This is a genomic window from Paeniroseomonas aquatica (genome assembly GCF_030409335.1).
Classification (GTDB): Bacteria; Pseudomonadota; Alphaproteobacteria; order Acetobacterales; family Acetobacteraceae; genus Belnapia; species Belnapia aquatica.
On the sequence record NZ_JAUFPN010000127.1, the window covers coordinates 82,184 to 97,433 of the forward strand.

At 72.1% G+C, this 15,250-nt stretch carries 14 protein-coding genes; 7 read left to right on the plus strand and 7 right to left on the minus strand.

What is annotated here, in order from left to right; genetic code table 11:
- Positions 1–312: 312 nt before the first annotated feature.
- Positions 313–1,335 (minus strand): glycosyltransferase family 2 protein, encoded by a 1,023-nt coding sequence (locus QWZ14_RS11910; RefSeq protein WP_290316886.1) that lies wholly within the window; start codon positions 1,333–1,335, stop codon positions 313–315.
- A gap of 435 nt (positions 1,336–1,770) precedes the next feature.
- Here QWZ14_RS11910 and QWZ14_RS11915 point away from each other — a divergent pair, with 435 nt between their 5' ends.
- Entirely contained in the window at positions 1,771–2,706 is a 936-nt protein-coding gene (locus QWZ14_RS11915) for a glycosyltransferase family 2 protein (RefSeq protein ID WP_290316887.1), read from the plus strand.
- A gap of 17 nt (positions 2,707–2,723) precedes the next feature.
- Here QWZ14_RS11915 and QWZ14_RS11920 read toward each other — a convergent pair whose 3' ends face one another.
- A complete protein-coding gene (locus tag QWZ14_RS11920; protein WP_290316888.1) occupies positions 2,724–3,791 on the minus strand; it encodes a glycosyltransferase family 2 protein in 1,068 nt (355 codons plus the stop codon).
- Positions 3,792–4,038: 247 nt separating this feature from the next.
- Between QWZ14_RS11920 and QWZ14_RS11925 the strand changes: the two genes are divergently transcribed.
- From QWZ14_RS11925 to QWZ14_RS11935, 3 genes are all read left to right on the plus strand, one after another.
- Positions 4,039–5,475, plus strand: coding sequence for an oligosaccharide flippase family protein (locus QWZ14_RS11925; protein ID WP_290316889.1), 1,437 nt, complete (start codon positions 4,039–4,041; stop codon positions 5,473–5,475).
- A gap of 70 nt (positions 5,476–5,545) precedes the next feature.
- Positions 5,546–6,217 (plus strand): sulfite oxidase-like oxidoreductase, encoded by a 672-nt coding sequence (locus tag QWZ14_RS11930; protein ID WP_290316890.1) that lies wholly within the window; start codon positions 5,546–5,548, stop codon positions 6,215–6,217.
- Positions 6,210–6,764, plus strand: coding sequence for a glutathione peroxidase (locus tag QWZ14_RS11935; RefSeq protein WP_290316892.1), 555 nt, complete (start codon positions 6,210–6,212; stop codon positions 6,762–6,764). The genes QWZ14_RS11930 and QWZ14_RS11935 overlap by 8 nt, the downstream gene beginning before the upstream one ends.
- 49 nt (positions 6,765–6,813) lie before the next feature.
- On the opposite strand, the gene acpS is transcribed toward QWZ14_RS11935, so the two are convergent.
- The 4 genes from acpS to folK all read right to left on the minus strand — a co-directional run bounded on the left by acpS (position 6,814) and on the right by folK (position 10,717).
- Positions 6,814–7,224: a holo-ACP synthase gene (acpS, locus tag QWZ14_RS11940; RefSeq protein ID WP_290316893.1), complete on the minus strand. Its 411-nt coding sequence runs from the start codon at positions 7,222–7,224 to the stop codon at positions 6,814–6,816.
- Between the two features lie 7 nt (positions 7,225–7,231).
- Positions 7,232–9,592, minus strand: coding sequence for a RelA/SpoT family protein (locus tag QWZ14_RS11945; protein ID WP_408903672.1), 2,361 nt, complete (start codon positions 9,590–9,592; stop codon positions 7,232–7,234).
- A 10-nt stretch (positions 9,593–9,602) separates the two neighbouring features.
- Entirely contained in the window at positions 9,603–10,001 is a 399-nt protein-coding gene (gene rpoZ, locus QWZ14_RS11950; RefSeq protein ID WP_290316894.1) for a DNA-directed RNA polymerase subunit omega, read from the minus strand.
- A gap of 122 nt (positions 10,002–10,123) precedes the next feature.
- A complete protein-coding gene (gene folK / locus QWZ14_RS11955) occupies positions 10,124–10,717 on the minus strand; it encodes a 2-amino-4-hydroxy-6-hydroxymethyldihydropteridine diphosphokinase (protein ID WP_353959301.1) in 594 nt (197 codons plus the stop codon).
- 5 nt (positions 10,718–10,722) lie between these two features.
- On the opposite strand from folK, the gene QWZ14_RS11960 reads away from it, so the two are divergent.
- On the plus strand, positions 10,723–11,391 hold the full coding sequence (locus tag QWZ14_RS11960; protein ID WP_290316896.1) for a LabA-like NYN domain-containing protein: 669 nt from the start codon (positions 10,723–10,725) through the stop codon (positions 11,389–11,391).
- On the plus strand, positions 11,388–12,038 hold the full coding sequence (locus tag QWZ14_RS11965; RefSeq protein ID WP_290316897.1) for a uracil-DNA glycosylase: 651 nt from the start codon (positions 11,388–11,390) through the stop codon (positions 12,036–12,038). Before QWZ14_RS11960 ends, QWZ14_RS11965 begins: the two co-directional genes overlap by 4 nt.
- On the opposite strand, the gene QWZ14_RS11970 is transcribed toward QWZ14_RS11965, so the two are convergent.
- Positions 12,039–13,664, minus strand: a complete 1,626-nt coding sequence (locus tag QWZ14_RS11970; protein ID WP_290316898.1) for a GMC family oxidoreductase — start codon at positions 13,662–13,664, stop codon at positions 12,039–12,041.
- 101 nt (positions 13,665–13,765) lie between these two features.
- Between QWZ14_RS11970 and QWZ14_RS11975 the strand changes: the two genes are divergently transcribed.
- A complete protein-coding gene (locus QWZ14_RS11975; RefSeq protein WP_290316899.1) occupies positions 13,766–15,178 on the plus strand; it encodes an FAD-binding oxidoreductase in 1,413 nt (470 codons plus the stop codon).
- Positions 15,179–15,250 lie beyond the last annotated feature (72 nt).

Genomic DNA, 15,250 nt, shown 5'->3' on the forward strand with positions numbered 1-15,250 from the left:
TTCCGATGAGGCGCGGCGGCGGCAGGGCTCCATGGAAGGGGAGACCGGCGCAGCCCGCGGTTGTTCACGTACTAAAGCGGTTTCCGTTCGCACTGGCTCACGGGGCCCGCTCTAGCCTGTTGTTCTGGCGAGCAAATCTCTCCTCTCTGATGGGTCCATCAGATCGGAGTTTGCTCCAGGCAGCCCCGCCGTCTGCCGGAAGAGTCCGGCAGCCCGCTCCGACCCAGGGCCCGGCCCGGATGGCCGCAAGGAACGGGGGCTCACGCCCGCGTCACGACCGAACCAGCGTGGGCGTATCGGCGCGGTCCCGGGTCAGGAGCGGGCGGCGTACTCCGTCGGCTGCCAGAGGGCCATGCGGCAGTAGCCCAGCGCATAGGCCAGCCGCCAGCGCAGCCCGAGCGCGATGCTGCTGCGCGAGGGAATCAGCGCCGCCGGGGCGAAGAGCACCGCCACCGCCAGCCGCCGCGGCAGCTCGCGCCAGACCTGCTGAGGCTTGCCCAGCAGGCGCCGGGTGGCGACGGTCGAGGCGCCCTGCCAGTACAGCCGGTTCAGCAGCCACTTCGGCGTCAGCCGCTGGGCCTGGATGCAGTGGTGCACCACGATCCGGGCATCGTGCCGGGTGGAGCGCCCGCTGTCCTGCAGCGCCCAGGCGAGGTGCACGTCCTCGTCCGAGAGCAGCATGTTGCCGCGCCGGCCCAGGTCCTCGAGGAAGCCGCCCATCGCCAGCAGCGCCTCGCGCTCGACGATGAAATTGGCGCCGTAGGGGCCGAGGCCCTCGGGCACTTCCTTGGTGCGGTATTCGCCGCGCCCTTCCCATTCGGTGATGGTCAGCACGCCGATCAGCTTGTCCGGCCACCAGGCCGGCAGGGGCGCCTCCCAGATCGGCAGCGCCCGGCCGCCGAGCACGGCCGGCCGGGCCGGGGCCTCGGCCACCACGCGCATGATCTGCTCCACCCAGTCGGGGGCGGCCTGGGCGTCGTCGTCGATGTAGGCGACGTAGTCCCCGGTTGCGGCGCGGGCGCCGGCGTTGCGCGCCAGGCTGATGCCGAGGATGTCGGCGCGGACCAGGGTCGCATTCGGCATGGCCGCCACCAGGCGCGCGATCTCGGCCGCGGCCTCCGGGCCGGAGCAGCTGTCGACCACGACGATGGTGAAGCCGTCCAGGCCGACGGTCTGCTGGCGCAGGCTGTCGAGGCAGGTTCGCAGGTAGCCGGTGCGCTCATGCGTGCAGATGCACACGGTCACTGAACGGCCCCGGGTATCGGTCGGGCCGGCGTCCATCTGGTCGGGTCGCACGGCGAGAGAGTCCGCCGGCATCTCCATCATGCCTTCCATGGTCTAGGCAACACTCCGGGGGCTATGCATGGGGTACTCTCCTGGTGGCTATCCAAGGGTAATCGATCCGACTGGTTCCCGAAGGAAAGGCAATTTTTTGTAAACAGTCTGAGGGTTCCGCAATGAGACGCCGTTGCAGAGCGAGAATGCGTTGCAAGTGTAGCATGATGCGTCATTCAAAAGTATTCACCCGTTGCCGTTACTGAGCTCGTGCCCGAGTAATCTTCAGCCCATGAAATACCGTTCGCGCTTGTGATATACCATTCCGCTTCCGTTCTTTCAGTCGAAGCGAAGCCCGGCATAGGCGCGGATTTCCTGGACGACTGTCGCCGACCATCCTTATGCAGTTGCCCTGAGCCACGCCGCTGCCGTGATTTGTACCCCCCGATGCCCTATGGCAGGACCCGACCGCCCTTTTCCTCCGGGACTACTTCGATGCCCCCTGTCGCCTCGGTCGTCATCCCCGCGCATGACGCCGCCGCCTTCCTCGGCGAGGCGCTCGCCGCCTGCCTTGCCCAGACCCTGCCGGAGATCGAGGTGATCGTCGTCGACGACGGCTCCCGCGACCGGACCTGGGATATCCTGACCGCCGCCGCGGCCGGCGACCGCCGCATCCGCCCGCTGCGCCGCGCCGCGGCCGGCGGCCCCGGCGCCGCCCGCAACGCCGGGCTGGACCTGGCCGAGGGGCGCTGGGTCGCCCTGCTGGATGCCGACGACCTGTTCCTGCCGGACCGGCTGCAGCGCCTGGTCGGGCAGGCCGAGCGGCTGCAGGCCGATCTGGTGGCCGACAACCCGGAACGCCGCGACTTCGCCAGCGGCCGCCGCCTCGGCAGCCTGCTGCCGGCCGCCGCCACCAGCGCCGGGCCGCTGTCGCTGCTGGCCCTGGTGCAGGGCGACATGCCGGACCAGCCGGCCGACTCGAAGCTCGGCTACCTCAAGCCGGTCTTCCGCCGCAGCTTCCTCGAGCAGCACCGGCTGCGCTACGCCGAGGACATCCGGGTCGGCGAGGATTTCCTCTTTCTCTTTGAATGCCTCGCCCGCGGCGGCCGCTGCCACCTGCTGCCCGAGCCCGGCTACGTCTACCGGGTGCGGGAGGGCTCGCTCTCCCAGGGCAATGCCGGGGCGCTGCAGCTCAGCCGGGCCAACCGGCGGCTGCCGGGGCTGCTGCCGCCCGGGGCCGAACCGGCGCTGCGGGCGCTGCTGCGGCGGCGCCAGCGGCTGATCGACTTCGACTGCTTCGCCTTCGAGATCGCCGGCGGCCACCCCGGCGCGGCGCTCCGCCACCTGCACTGGGGCGGGCCGGCCCATGCGCTGCGGCAGTTCCGCCTGGCCGCGGGCGCCGCCCGCCGGCGCCTCGCCGGCCGGGGCTGAGCCGCCGCCGCCGCGGCTCAAGCGCCGCGCGCCGTGCGCCAGGCCGCGGTGTCCCGCATCAGCCCGAGGCCGACGAGCTGGTCCGGCGATTCGTAGTGCAGGCTGCGCGGCCCGTGCAGGCTGAATTCCGGGTCCCGCCGCAGCGCCGCCAGGTAGCGCCGGTACTCCGCCGAGCCGTCGAAATGCGCGTCCCGCGCCACCGCATCCAGCACCCGGGCGTGGAAGTCCTGGAGGAATTTGAAGTGCAGCAGCACCCCGCTGGGCTGCTCCGGCGCCACCGCCACAGGCGAGAGCGAATGCGCCGTGACGAATCCCACCCCCTCCCGCCAGCGGACCAGGGGCACCTTGGTCATGTTGGGCGAGCGCTTCGGCGCCAGCGCCTGGAAGCGGGCCGAGCGGCGCAGCCAGGGCAGCCGCCAGCCGAGGTTGTAGGCCCGCTGGTAGGCCCGGCGCAGCAGCCGCGAGGGATCGGCCTCGGGGAAGAAGAGCCGCTCGCGCACCCCGCCGTACTCGGCCTCGAAGGGGAAGTGCGGCGCCGCCTCCCGCCGCAGCCGGGGCGGCTCGAACCAGGCGGCGGCCTCGGGCAGGGACTGCTCCGGCCGGTACGCCACCCGGGCCAGCGGCGCCTGGGGAAAGAGGTCCAGCATCACCACCCGCAGGCACTCCGAGCCGAGCGAATCGAGGTGGCCGCAGAGCCGCGGCAGCGCCGCCGGCCGGTCCGAGCCGGGGAAGACCAGCACCTCGTCGGCGTCGAACATCAGCGCCCAGTGGCCGCGGGCCCAGCGGTCGAGCACCGCGTTGATCCAGGCGATGCCGAAGCCGGAGCCGGCGTAGCTCTCCGGCGCCTCGACCAGGTGCACCCGGTCGAAGCCCGCGGCCACCGCCCGGGTCTCGTCGGTCGAGAGGTTGTCGATGACGATGACCGGGCCGATGCCGAGCCGCCGCACCTCGCGCAGGGCGGCGCCCAGCCGCAACGCCTCGTTGCGCGCCACGACCACGCCCACCACCTCGCCCGGCCGGGGGGCCGGGGGCGGCCCCACCACCGCCAGGCCGAAGGGCAGCGCCGCACCCGTCTCTGCCGTCAATCCATCGCTCCTAGGTTCCGTGGGGCTTTCCATCGGCGCCGAGATGGCACACATCCGGCCCGCCAGTCCCATGCACCGTGCCACTTCACGCCATGATGTGAATGGGCGCCCGGCCGCGGGAGGACTATGGGTGCGCCCGGGCCGGCACCCGCCCGGGGCACGGCCGCCCGGTCGCCGGCGGCCGCCGCATCCCGCAACCCGGCCGCGCCGGCGTCCCGTTTCACTCACCGATCGGAAGGCATACCGCTTGCGAATCCGCCTGCCTGGGCCCCAGGCACCCGCCTGGGTGCTGGCCGAAAGCATCGCCGCGGCGATCTTCTCCTTCGCCTCCATGATGCTCATCGGCCGGGTCATCGGCCCGCATGCCGCCGGCGTCGGCACCATCGCCATCGCCACCTTCCTGCTGCTGGAGGTCTTCGGCGCCACCCTCTTCCCCGATTCGCTGGTGCAGCACCCGAAGCTGGCCGAGCGCCATGCCAGCAGCGCCGCCACCGCCTCGGTGCTGCTCGGCCTGGTGCTGAGCCTGGCCATGGCCGCGGCCAGCCCCTTCATCGCCGACCGCACCGGCAGCCCCGAGGTGGTCTGGCTGATCCTGGCACTGGCCCCGATGATGCCGCTGGCCGCCTTCTCCGGCACCGCCTCCGGCCTGCTGCTGCGGGACCAGCGCTACCGGCTGATGTCGCTGCGGCTGCTGGTCGGCCAGCCGCTGGCGCTGGCCGCCGGATTGGGCGCCGCGGCGGCCGGCTACGGCCCCTGGGCCATGGTGATCAACCAGTGCGTCTCGACGGTGGTGACCTTCCTGCTGCTGCTGCGGGGCGGCCGGCTGCGGCTGCGGCCGCAGCTCGACCGCGCGGCGCTGGCCGAGCTCTGGCCGGTCGCCGGGCCGCAGGTCGCCGGCGTCGCCGTGCTGGTCGGCCGCTACCGCCTGTTCCTGCTGGCGCTTGGCTTCGTGGTGAGCCAGTCCGTGCTCGCCGTCTCGCATTTCGCCTTCCGGCTGCTGGATGCGGCGCTGGCGGTGGTCTGGCAGACGGTCGGCCGGCTGGCCATGCCGCGGCTCTGCGCCCTGCAGCACGACCGCCCGGCCATGGCCGAGGCCTATGGCGAGCTGGCCCAGCTCCAGGCCCTGCTCGGCCTGCCGATCGCCGCCGGCCTGGCGCTCATCGCGCCCGACCTGGTGCATACGCTGCTCGGGCCGGAATGGGCCGGGGCCGCCAGCGCCGCCCGGGTGGCCGGCGTCGCGGTGATGTTCACCTTCCTCTACGGCGACCAGATCAGCCTCTTCGTCGCGGTCGGCAAGGCGAAGTGGAATTTCTACGTCGCCTTCGGCACGCTGGTGCTGCCGATGATCGCCCTGGTGCTGCTGAAGCCGGAGACGCCGGAGGACGTGGCCCTGGTCTGGGGCGCGCAATGCATCCTCTTCGCGCCGCTGCTGACCTGGCTGGTGCTGCGCGAGATCCACCGGTCGGTCTGGTGGCTGGCCCGCCGCATCGCCCCCGGGGTGCTCGCCACCCTGGCCATGGCCGTGGTGGTGGCGCTGGTGCAGCAGGGGCTGAACCTGCCGCCGGCGGTGCGGATCCTGGCCGCCATCGGCGCCGGCGGGGCCACCTACATCGGCGTGGCCTGGCTGGCGCTCGGCGGCCGACTGCCGCCGGCGCTGCTGCGGGCCGCGCTGGTCCGCAGCTGACGGGGCAGGGGGGCGATGCCTCTTGCATCCGCCGGCGGAATCGGCACGTAAGGCAGGCAGGAGCATGCCCATGGCCGAAGACGACGACATCCCTCTCACCGGCGCCATCCGCGAGAAGCTGGTGGCGACCAAGCAGGCCTGGGCCCGGGCCGGCCGGCTGCTGACCGGGGTGCATGGCAACCCGGCGGTGGACCGGCTGCCGCCCGGCCAGACCCTGGTGCAGGACTGGCCGGTGCTCGACCTCGGGGTGCAGCCCGAGGTCGCGCCGGAGAAGTGGCGGCTGCGGATCGAGGGGCTGGTCCAGGCGCCGGTGCGGCTGACCCTGCCGGAATTCATGGCCCTGCCGCAGGCCGAGATCGTCAGCGACATCCACTGCGTCACGCAATGGAGCCGCTACGACAACCGCTGGCAGGGGGTGCTGGCCCGCGACCTGGTGGCCATGGCCCGGCCGAAGGAGGAGGCCCGCTTCGTCGCCTTCACCAGCTACGACGGCTATACCACCAACGTCCCCCTGGCCGAGTTCCTCGAGGAGGACGTGCTGCTGGCCCATGCCTGGGAGGGCGCGCCGATCACCCGCCAGCACGGCGGGCCGGTGCGGGTGGTGCTGCCGCGCCTCTACCTGTGGAAGTCGCCGAAATGGGTGACCCGGATCGAGCTGCTGCGCGACGACCGTCCCGGCTTCTGGGAGGTCCGCGGCTACCACAACAACGGCGATCCCTGGCAGGAGGAGCGGTATGGCTGAGCTGTCGCGGCGCCATGCGCTGCTGGCCGGAGCCGCCCTGGTGACGACCGAAGCCGCGGCCGCCGCCCCCGCCACGGCCTTCGACTTCCGGCTGGAGGCGATCGAGGGCGGGCCGCTCGACCTCGGCGGCTTCCGCGGCCGGCCGATGCTGGTGGTCAATACCGCGAGCTTCTGCGGCTATACCCCGCAGTATGCCGGGCTGCAGACGCTGCACGAAAAATACGGCCCGCGCGGGCTGGTGGTGCTCGGCGTGCCCTCGAATGATTTCAACCAGGAATCGGCCGACGCCCGCACCATCAAGCGGTTCTGCGAGGCGAACTACAGCGTCGACTTCCCGATGACCACGCCGGCCCGGGTGACCGGCGCCCAGGCGACGCCGCTCTTCGCCTTCCTGGCGGCCCAGGGCGGCGGCGCCCCGCGCTGGAACTTCCACAAGTACCTGGTGGCGCGGGACGGGCGGCGGGTGCGCGGCTTCCCGACGCAAACCGGCCCCGAAAGCCCCGCCCTGGTCCAGGCGGTCGAGGCCGCCCTCCAGGCGTCAGCCTGAACTCAGAGAAATAGATGAGGGGTTTGGGGAGAATACCTTCTCCCCAACCTTACCCTTCCATTTTCTCCGCCGAGATAATCACCACCGCGCTGGCATACGGATACTCATCCGTCATGGTCAGCGCCACCCGCGCCACATGCCCCGGCGGGGTGATCGCCGCCAGCCGCGCCGCCGCGCCGCCGGTCATCTCGAGCGTCGGCTGCCCGCTGCGGAGGTTCACCACCCCGAGGTCGCGGAAGAAGACCCCCGCCCGGAAGCCGGTGCCGAGCGCCTTGGAGGCCGCCTCCTTGGCCGCGAAGCGCTTGGCATAGGTGCTGGCGCGGATCCGCTCGGTCCGCCGCTCGGCTTTGGCGCGCTCCACCGGGGTGAAGACCCGCTCCAGGAAGCGCTCGCCATGGCGGCCGATGGTCTGCTCGATCCGCCGGATGTCGACGGTGTCGTTGCCCAGCCCCAGGATCACAGGAACATCATCCGCGCGCCCGCTCCACCCGCAGGTTGTCCGCCGGCGCCCGCAGCGCGCCCATGATCCGCTCGAGGTGCCGCAGGTCCCGCACCTCGACGTCGAGGGCGATCTCGCAGCTCTCGGGGTCGCGGTGGTTCACCTTTAGCCCGGCCAGCACGCCGTCCTGCTGCGCCACCGTCTCGGCCAGCGAGGCCATGGCGGAGGGGCGGTTGCGGGTCTCGACGATGATCCGCCCGACCTGGCCGGAGACGGCCTCCTCGGCCCAGTCGATGTCGAGGAAGCGCTCCGGCGCGGCGGAGAAATTCTCGAGGCTGTGGCAATCCGCGGCATGGATCGTCACCCCCTTGCCGGTGGTGACGATGCCGAGGATGCGCTCGCCCGGCAGCGGATGGCAGCAGCCGGCGAAGTGGTAGGGCATGCCGCTGACCAGCCCGGTGACCGGCATCCGCACCGGCATCCCGGCCGGCGGACCGGCGCCGCGGCTGCCGCCCGGCCGCTCCACCCGCCCGCCCAGCAGCGGCCCGGCGCCGAGCCGGCCGCGCGGCCGGGCCAGCGGCAGGGTATCGGCGATGCGCGGCGGCGCCCTGAGTTCCGGCACCGCGGCCTGCACCACGTCCCGGGCCGAGAGCGAGCCGGAGCCGACCGCCAGGTAGAGCTCCGGCAGGCCCGGCTGCTTCAGCGCCTTCAGCGCGCCTTCCAGCAGCTTCTCCGAGCCCTCCAGCCCTTCCTGGCGGAAGGCCTTGATGATGGCCGACCGCCCGTTCTCCTGGTGCTCCTCGCGCTGCCGGGCATGGACGAAGCGGCGGATCCGGGCGCGGGCCTTGCCGGTGACGACGAAGCGTTCCCAGGCCGGGTTGGGCTGGCCGCCGCGGGCGGTGATGATCTCGACCTGGTCGCCGTTCTCGAGCTGATGGCGCAGCGGCACGATCTTGCCGTTGACCTTGGCGCCGACGCAGTTGTCGCCGACTTGGCTGTGGACCTCGTAGGCGAAGTCCACCGGCGTCGCGCCGCGCGGCAGCTCGATCAGGTCGCCCTTGGGGGAGAAGCAGAAGACCAGCTCGCGGTGCAGCTCGAGCTTGGTGTCGTCGAGGAATTCCTGGGCGCCCTCGGCATTCTCCAGGATGTCGAGCAGCGCCCGGACCCAGGGGTAGCGCTTGCGCGCGGTGCCGCCCGGCGCCCCCGGGCCCTGCTTGTAGATCCAGTGCGCGGCGACGCCGTATTCGGCGACCTCGTGCATCTCCCGGGTGCGGATCTGCACCTCGATCTTGGCGTTGCGCCGTTCCGGCACCGTCACCCCGGTGTGGAGGGACTGGTAGCCGTTGGTCTTCGGCGTGCTGATGTAGTCCTTGAAGCGGCCGGGGACCACGCGGTAGGCGTCGTGCACCGCGCCCAGCGCCACGTAGCAGGCGGCGCGGTCCTCGACGATGACGCGGAAGGCCATGACGTCCGAGAGCGCCTCGAAGGCCACGTTCTTCTTCTGCATCTTCAGCCAGATGGAATAGGGCGACTTCTCCCGCCCCGTCACGTCCACCGCCGTGGCGCCATGCACCGCCAGCACCCGCCGCAGGTCCTGCTCGATCTCCTTGATGAGGTCGGCGCCCTGGCCGCGCAGGAAGGTCAGCCGGGCGGCGATGGTCTGCCGCGCCTCGGGGTGCAGCGCCTGGAAGGCCAGGGTCTCGAGCTCGGTCTTCAGCGCATCCATGCCGATGCGCTCGGCCAGCGGGGTGAAGATCTCGAGCGTCTCGCGCGCGGTCTTCTGCCGGCGGGCGAGCTGCGGCACGAAGTGCAGCGTCCGCATGTTGTGCAGCCGGTCGGCCAGCTTCACCAGCAGGACCCGGATGTCCTCGCTCATCGCCAGGACCAGCTTGCGGAGGTTCTCCGCCTGCTTGGTACGTTCCGACTGCAGCTCGATCCGGGTCAGCTTGGTGACGCCGTCGACCAGCCGGGCGACCTCGGGGCCGAAGCGCCGCTCGATCTCCTTCAGCCCGGTCGAGGTATCCTCGGCCACGTCGTGCAGCAGCGCGGTGGCGATGGTGGCGCTGTCGAGCCGGTAGTCGGCCAGGATGCCGGCGACCGCCAGCGGGTGGGTGATGTAGGGGTCGCCGTTGTCGCGTTTCTGGGTGGCATGCGCCTCGGCGGCCAGTTGGCCTGCCCGGGTAATCAGCCCGACGTCGGCGCGGGGGTCATAGGCCAGCACCCGTTCGGCGAGCAGCGCGGCCTCGGCATGGCCCGGCGGCAGGGCCGGGTCAGGAGGCGGCGCGGGGGCGGGAATCACGGGGGCGACGGCCGGCAGGACGCCGCCCGCCGGGCCCTCGGGCGCGCGCGGCACCGGGGCAGACGGCCACCCGGTGTCGCGCGCGGTCAAGCGCCCTGCCTCAGCGGCGCCCGCCGCCGCTCAATTCGGCGGCGATGGCGGCCTCGATGTCGTCGGGCGAGAGGTCCTCGCCGGCGCCCTCGACCGGCAGCTCCTCGTTGACGTCCATCACCCCGAAGATGTTCTCGTCGGTGGCGATGAGGTCGAGCACCTCCTCCTCGGCCGGCTCCGGCTCGGGGGCGCGCTGCAGCGACTTGATCAGGTCGGCCTCGACCATGCCCAGCTCGATCGTCTGCTCGGCGATCTCGCGCAGCGCCACGACGGGGTTCTTGTCGTTGTCGCGGTCGAGGGTCAGCTCCTCGCCGCGTCCGATGTTCCGCGCCCGCTGCGCGGCGATAAGGACCAGCTCGAACCGGTTCGGGATCTGGACAATGCAGTCTTCGACGGTGACGCGCGCCATGACGGCCTCGTACGGTTCGGATGCGCCGCCGAAGCAGGCGGGCAGCGCATCGGCGTGGTGTGAACCTTCCAGATAGCCACCACCGCCCGATTCCGCAAGCGCCCCGCCGCACCGCAGCACAACTAGCCGGGCAACGGCTCGGCCAGGCCTTCCCCCGGCGGCTCCGGCGGCAGGCCGGCCAGCAGCGCCGCGACGCCGAGGCCAAGCCGCGGATGCACCCAGCCCGGGGCGACGTCGGCCAGCGGCGCCAGGACGAAGCGGCGCAGATGCGCCCGCGGATGCGGCAGCGCCAGCTCCGGCGTCCCGAGCAGCAGCCCGTCGAGGTCGATAATGTCGAGGTCCAGCACCCGCGGCGCATTGGGATAGGGCCGCTCGCGCCCGGCCGCCGCCTCCAGCCCCTGCAGGGCGGCCAGCAGCGCAGCCGGATCGGCCGGCCCGGCGCCGTCGAGCCGGGCCACCCCGTTCACGAAAAGCGGCACCCCGGGCACAGGTGGAACCGGCGTGGTAGCATACCACCGGGACAGGGCGACCAGGCGCCAGCCGGGCAATCGGTCCAGCGCCGCCGCCGCCGACCGGCAGGTCGCCAACGGCGGCGCCCCCGCCCGGTCCGGCAAATTCGCCCCTAAGGCGATAAAGGCCGTGCTTTTTCGCTTTATTAAGGTCAATGGACTCATACACTCCCCGAGCCTAAGGCCTGACCCATATTTTGAGAGCATGGAACTTGCAGCCCGATCGTATCGAACGCCTCGCCGTCTTTATCGATGGCGCCAATCTTTACGCCGCATCCCGGTCCCTCGGGTTCGACGTGGACTACAAGAACCTCCTGGCGCATTTCCGCCAGCGCTCCTACCTCATCCGCGCCTATTACTATACCGCGCTGCTGGAGACCGAGGAGTACTCGCCGCTGCGGCCGCTGGTCGACTGGCTCGGCTACAACGGCTACGCCGTGGTGACCAAGCCGGCGAAGGAATTCACCGACGCCAACGGCCGCCGCCGGGTCAAGGGCAGCGTCGACATCGAGATGGCGGTGGACGTGCTCGACCTCGCCGGGCACCTCGACCACGTCGTCATCTTCTCCGGCGACGGCGACCTGCGCCGGCTGGTGGAATCGGTCCAGCGCCGCGGCGTCCGAGTGACCGTCATCTCCACCATCCGTACCCAGCCGACGATGATCGCCGACGAGCTGCGGCGCCAGGCGGATGTCTTCCTCGACCTGGCCGACCTGGCCGAGCACATCACCCGCCGCCAGGTCGAGCCGCGCCCGCGCGGCGTGCCGCCGCCCTCCTTCACGCCCTTCTTCACCGACTGCGCCTGGCGGCTCAGGTCGATGTNCCCCGGCCGAGCCCTTCCGCGAATTGCCCGAGCTGCCGGAATGAGGCGCAGCCGTTGACGGCAGCGCCGCCGGCGCCGCAGCCCGACCGCGACTGCCCGCTCTGCCCCCGCCTCGCCGCCCTGCGGGAGGCGAACCGCGCCGCCCAGCCGGGCTGGCACAACGCCCCCGTGCCCTCCTGGGGCCCGGCCGCGGCGCCGCTGCTCGTGCTCGGCATGGCGCCCGGGCAGAAGGGGGCCAACCGCACCGGCCGCCCCTTCACCGGCGACCATGCCGGGAAGCTGCTCTATGCCACGCTGCTGCGCTACGGCCTGGCCGAGGGCGAGTACCTCGAACGGCCGGACGACGGGCTGCGGCTGACCGGCTGCCGGGTGACCAACGCGGTCCGCTGCGTGCCCCCGGCCAACCTGCCGGAGCCGGCCGAGATCCGCGCCTGCAACGGCTTCCTCCAGGGCGAGCTCGCCGCCATGCCCAATCTGCGGGTGGTGCTGGCGCTCGGCACCCTGGCGCACAACGCCTTCCTGCGGGCGCAGGGGCTGAAGCTCAGCGCCATGCCCTTCCGGCACGGCGCCTTCCACGCCCTGCCGGGCGGGCTGCTGCTGGCCGACAGCTACCACGTCAGCCGCTACAACACCTCGACCCGCCGGCTGACCGCCGCGATGTTCGAGGCGGTGGTGGCCGAGGCGTTGCGCCGCCTGGACCGCTGATCAGGCCGCCAGCCGCTGCCTCGCGCCGGCCTTGACCAGGTCGGCGCATTTCTCCCCGATCATGATCGCCGGCGCATTGGTATTGCCCGAGACCACGGTCGGCATGATCGAGGCATCGGCGACCCGCAGCCCCTCGATGCCGCGCACCCGCAGCTCCGGGTCCACCACGCTGGCGGGGTCGCCGCCCATGCGGCAGGTGCCGCTCGGGTGGTAGATCGTGTTGCCGGTGCGGCGGATGAAGGCGAGGATCTCCTCGTCGCTCGCCGCCGCCGCGCCGGGGACGATCTCCGCCTCGACGAAGGCGCCCAGCGCCCGGGTCTGCGACAGCCGGCGGCCGAGCTTGATGCCCTCGACCATGCAGCGCCGGTCGGTCTCGGTGCTGAGGTAATTGGCATGGATCAGCGCCTTGGCATGCGGGTCGGCGCTGGCGAGCGAGATGGTCCCGCGGCTTTCCGGGCGGAGCTGGCAGGCGCTGATGGTCATGCCGGGGAAGTCGTGCAGCTTCTCCATGGTCTTGTCGGCGGAGAAGGGCAGGAAATGGTACTGCACGTCCGGCGTCTCGCTGGTCGGGAGCACCCGGGCGAAGAGGCCCGAGGTCCCGGCGCTGACCGTCAGCGGCCCGGAACGCCGCAGGGCGAATTCGGCCCCCATCAGGAACTGCCCCCAGCGGCTGTTGGTGCGGGAGTTCATGCTGACCGGCTTGTTCACCCGGAACTGCAGCCGCGCCTGGAAATGGTCCTGCAGGTTGGTGCCGACCGCCGGCAGGTCGTGCGCCACCGCCACGCCCATCGCCTGCAGATGCTCGGCCGGGCCGATGCCCGAGAGCAGCAGCAGGTGCGGCGAGGCGATGGCGCCGCCGCACAAAATCACCTCCCGCGTCGCCCGCAGCGTGAGCCCGGCGCCATGCCGCTTGAACCTCACCCCGGCGGCGCGGCGTCCCTCCATCAGCAGCCCGGTCGAATGCGCATCCGGCACCACGATGAGGTTGGCCCGGCCGCGCGCCGGCTTCAGGTAGGCGGTCGCCGCGCTGCAGCGCCAGCCGCGCCGCGAGGTGGTCTGGTAGAAGCCGGCGCCCTCCTGGGTCTCGCCGTTGAAGTCGTCGTTGCGGGGGAAGCCCAGCTCGGCGGCGGCCTCGATGAAGGCGACCGCTAGCGGATTGCGGTCGCGGATGTCGCTGACCGAAAGCGGTCCGCCGGCGCCGTGCAACGCGTTCGCCCCGCGCTCCTGGTCCTCGGCGCGGCGGAAGTAGGGCAGCACATCCTCGAAGGACCAGCCGGTGCAGCCGAGCTGGCGCCAGTGGTCGTAGTCGGCATGCTGGCCGCGCACGTAGAGCAGCCCGTTGATGGCTGACGACCCGCCGAGCGTCCGCCCGCGCGGCCAGGGCACCTGGCGGCCCTCCAGCTCCGGCTCCGGCTGGGTCATCAGGTTCCAGGAGAGCGTCGGGTGGTACATGGTCTTGGCATAGCCGATCGGCACGTGCAGCCAGGGGTTCCGGTCCCGGGAGCCCGCCTCCAGCAGCACCACCCGGACGGTGGGGTCCTCCGAGAGCCGCGCCGCCAGGGCGCAGCCGGCCGAGCCGGCGCCCACCACGACGTAATCCGCGCTCTCCGGCACCGCGTCGCTCATCGGCGTGTCTTCCCCTGGATGTCCCGGGCGCCATCAAGCCCGTGTTGCGGCTGCGCGCCAAGGGGGTTGCTGCGGCGAGGGGGCGGCGGGAGACTGCGCGGATGACCAGCCTCGACGCCCTGGCCGAAGCCCTCGGCCCAAGAAACATCCTGACCACCCCGGAGGACATGGCGCCCTATGCGGTGGACTGGCGCGGCAGCTATCGCGGCACGCCGCAGGCGGTGCTGCGGCCGGGCACGGCGGCGGAGGTCGCCGCGGCGCTCCGCATCGCCACGCAGGCCGGGCTCGCCGTGGTGCCGGCCGGCGGCCGCACCGGCCTCGCCGGCGGCGCCGTGGTGCGGGAGGCCGGCCCGCCCGCGGTGGTGCTCAGCCTCGAGCGGCTGAACCGCATCCGCGACGTCGATGCCCGGGATTTCTCGGTGGTGGCCGAGGCGGGCTGCATCATCCAGCAGGTGCAGCAGGCGGCGGTCGCGGTGGACCGGCTGTTTCCCATCGCCTGGGGCGCCCAGGGCTCGGCGCAGATCGGCGGAATGCTCTCGACCAATGCCGGCGGCATCCGCACCATCCGCTGGGGCAACGCCCGGGACCTGGTGCTGGGCCTTGAGGTGGCATTGCCCGATGGCCGGGTGCTGCACGACCTCCGCCGGGTGCGGAAGGACAACAGCGGCTATGCGCTGCGCCACCTGTTCATCGGCGCCGAGGGCACGCTCGGCATCATCACCGCCGCGGCGCTGCGGCTGGTGCCGCCCTTGCGCGCGGTGGAGACCGCCTTCGTCGCGGTGCCCTCGCCGGATGCGGCCCTCGCCCTGCTGTCCCGGGTCTATGGCGCCGGCGCCGATGTCGTCGCCTTCGAGCTGATCAGCCACTCCTGCATGGCGGTGGTGGCGCGGTATGCGCCGCAGATCCGCCTGCCACTGCCGGTCGAGAGCCCATGGTTCGTCATGCTGGAACTCGCGGCGTCCCATGCCGCCGTCCCGGTGCGGGCGATGCTGGAGGCCGCGCTGTTCGCCGCCGACGAGGCCGGCGAGATCACCGATGGCGTCCTCGCCGAGAACGAGGCGCAGCGCCTGGCCTTCTGGCGCATCCGCGAGGACTACCCGGAATTCGCCCGCGCCGCCGGCCCGGCCATCGCGACGGATACCGCCGTGCCCGTCTCGGCCGTGCCGGAATTCCTCGCCCGCGCCGAGGCGGCGCTCGCCGCACGCTGGCCGGAGGGGCGGATGCTGGCGCTCGGCCATGCCGGTGACGGCAACATCCACCTCAGCCTGCGCGCGCCCGAGGGCATGTCCCGCGAGGACTGGGCCGCCCGCGCCGGCGGCGCCGACATGGTGGTGAACGAGATCGCCGTCGAACTCGGCGGCAGCTTCAGCGCCGAGCATGGCATCGGCAGCCTGAAGCTGCATGTCATGCAGGCGCTGAAGGACCCGCTGGCGCTGGAGCTGATGCGCGGGATCAAGGGGCTGCTCGATCCGCGCGGGCTGATGAATCCGGGGAAGGTGCTGCCGGGCAACTGATCGTACGGTTTCAAGGCAAGGCCAGGGAGGAGGTATCCTCCCTGGACCCACCTCTATTTTTGTGAGTTGGAC

What these genes read in the sequence shown, in the direction of transcription:
- folK (WP_353959301.1), bottom strand. Translation starts at nt 10,717, where the DNA reads ATGCTCTCAAAATATGGGTCAGGCCTTAGGCTCGGGGAGTGTATGAGT.
- QWZ14_RS11910 (WP_290316886.1), bottom strand. Translation starts at nt 1,335, where the DNA reads ATGGAAGGCATGATGGAGATGCCGGCGGACTCTCTCGCCGTGCGACCC.
- rpoZ (WP_290316894.1), bottom strand. Translation starts at nt 10,001, where the DNA reads ATGGCGCGCGTCACCGTCGAAGACTGCATTGTCCAGATCCCGAACCGG.
- QWZ14_RS11970 (WP_290316898.1), bottom strand. Translation starts at nt 13,664, where the DNA reads ATGAGCGACGCGGTGCCGGAGAGCGCGGATTACGTCGTGGTGGGCGCC.
- QWZ14_RS11930 (WP_290316890.1), top strand. Translation starts at nt 5,546, where the DNA reads ATGGCCGAAGACGACGACATCCCTCTCACCGGCGCCATCCGCGAGAAG.
- QWZ14_RS11975 (WP_290316899.1), top strand. Translation starts at nt 13,766, where the DNA reads ATGACCAGCCTCGACGCCCTGGCCGAAGCCCTCGGCCCAAGAAACATC.
- QWZ14_RS11935 (WP_290316892.1), top strand. Translation starts at nt 6,210, where the DNA reads ATGGCTGAGCTGTCGCGGCGCCATGCGCTGCTGGCCGGAGCCGCCCTG.
- QWZ14_RS11915 (WP_290316887.1), top strand. Translation starts at nt 1,771, where the DNA reads ATGCCCCCTGTCGCCTCGGTCGTCATCCCCGCGCATGACGCCGCCGCC.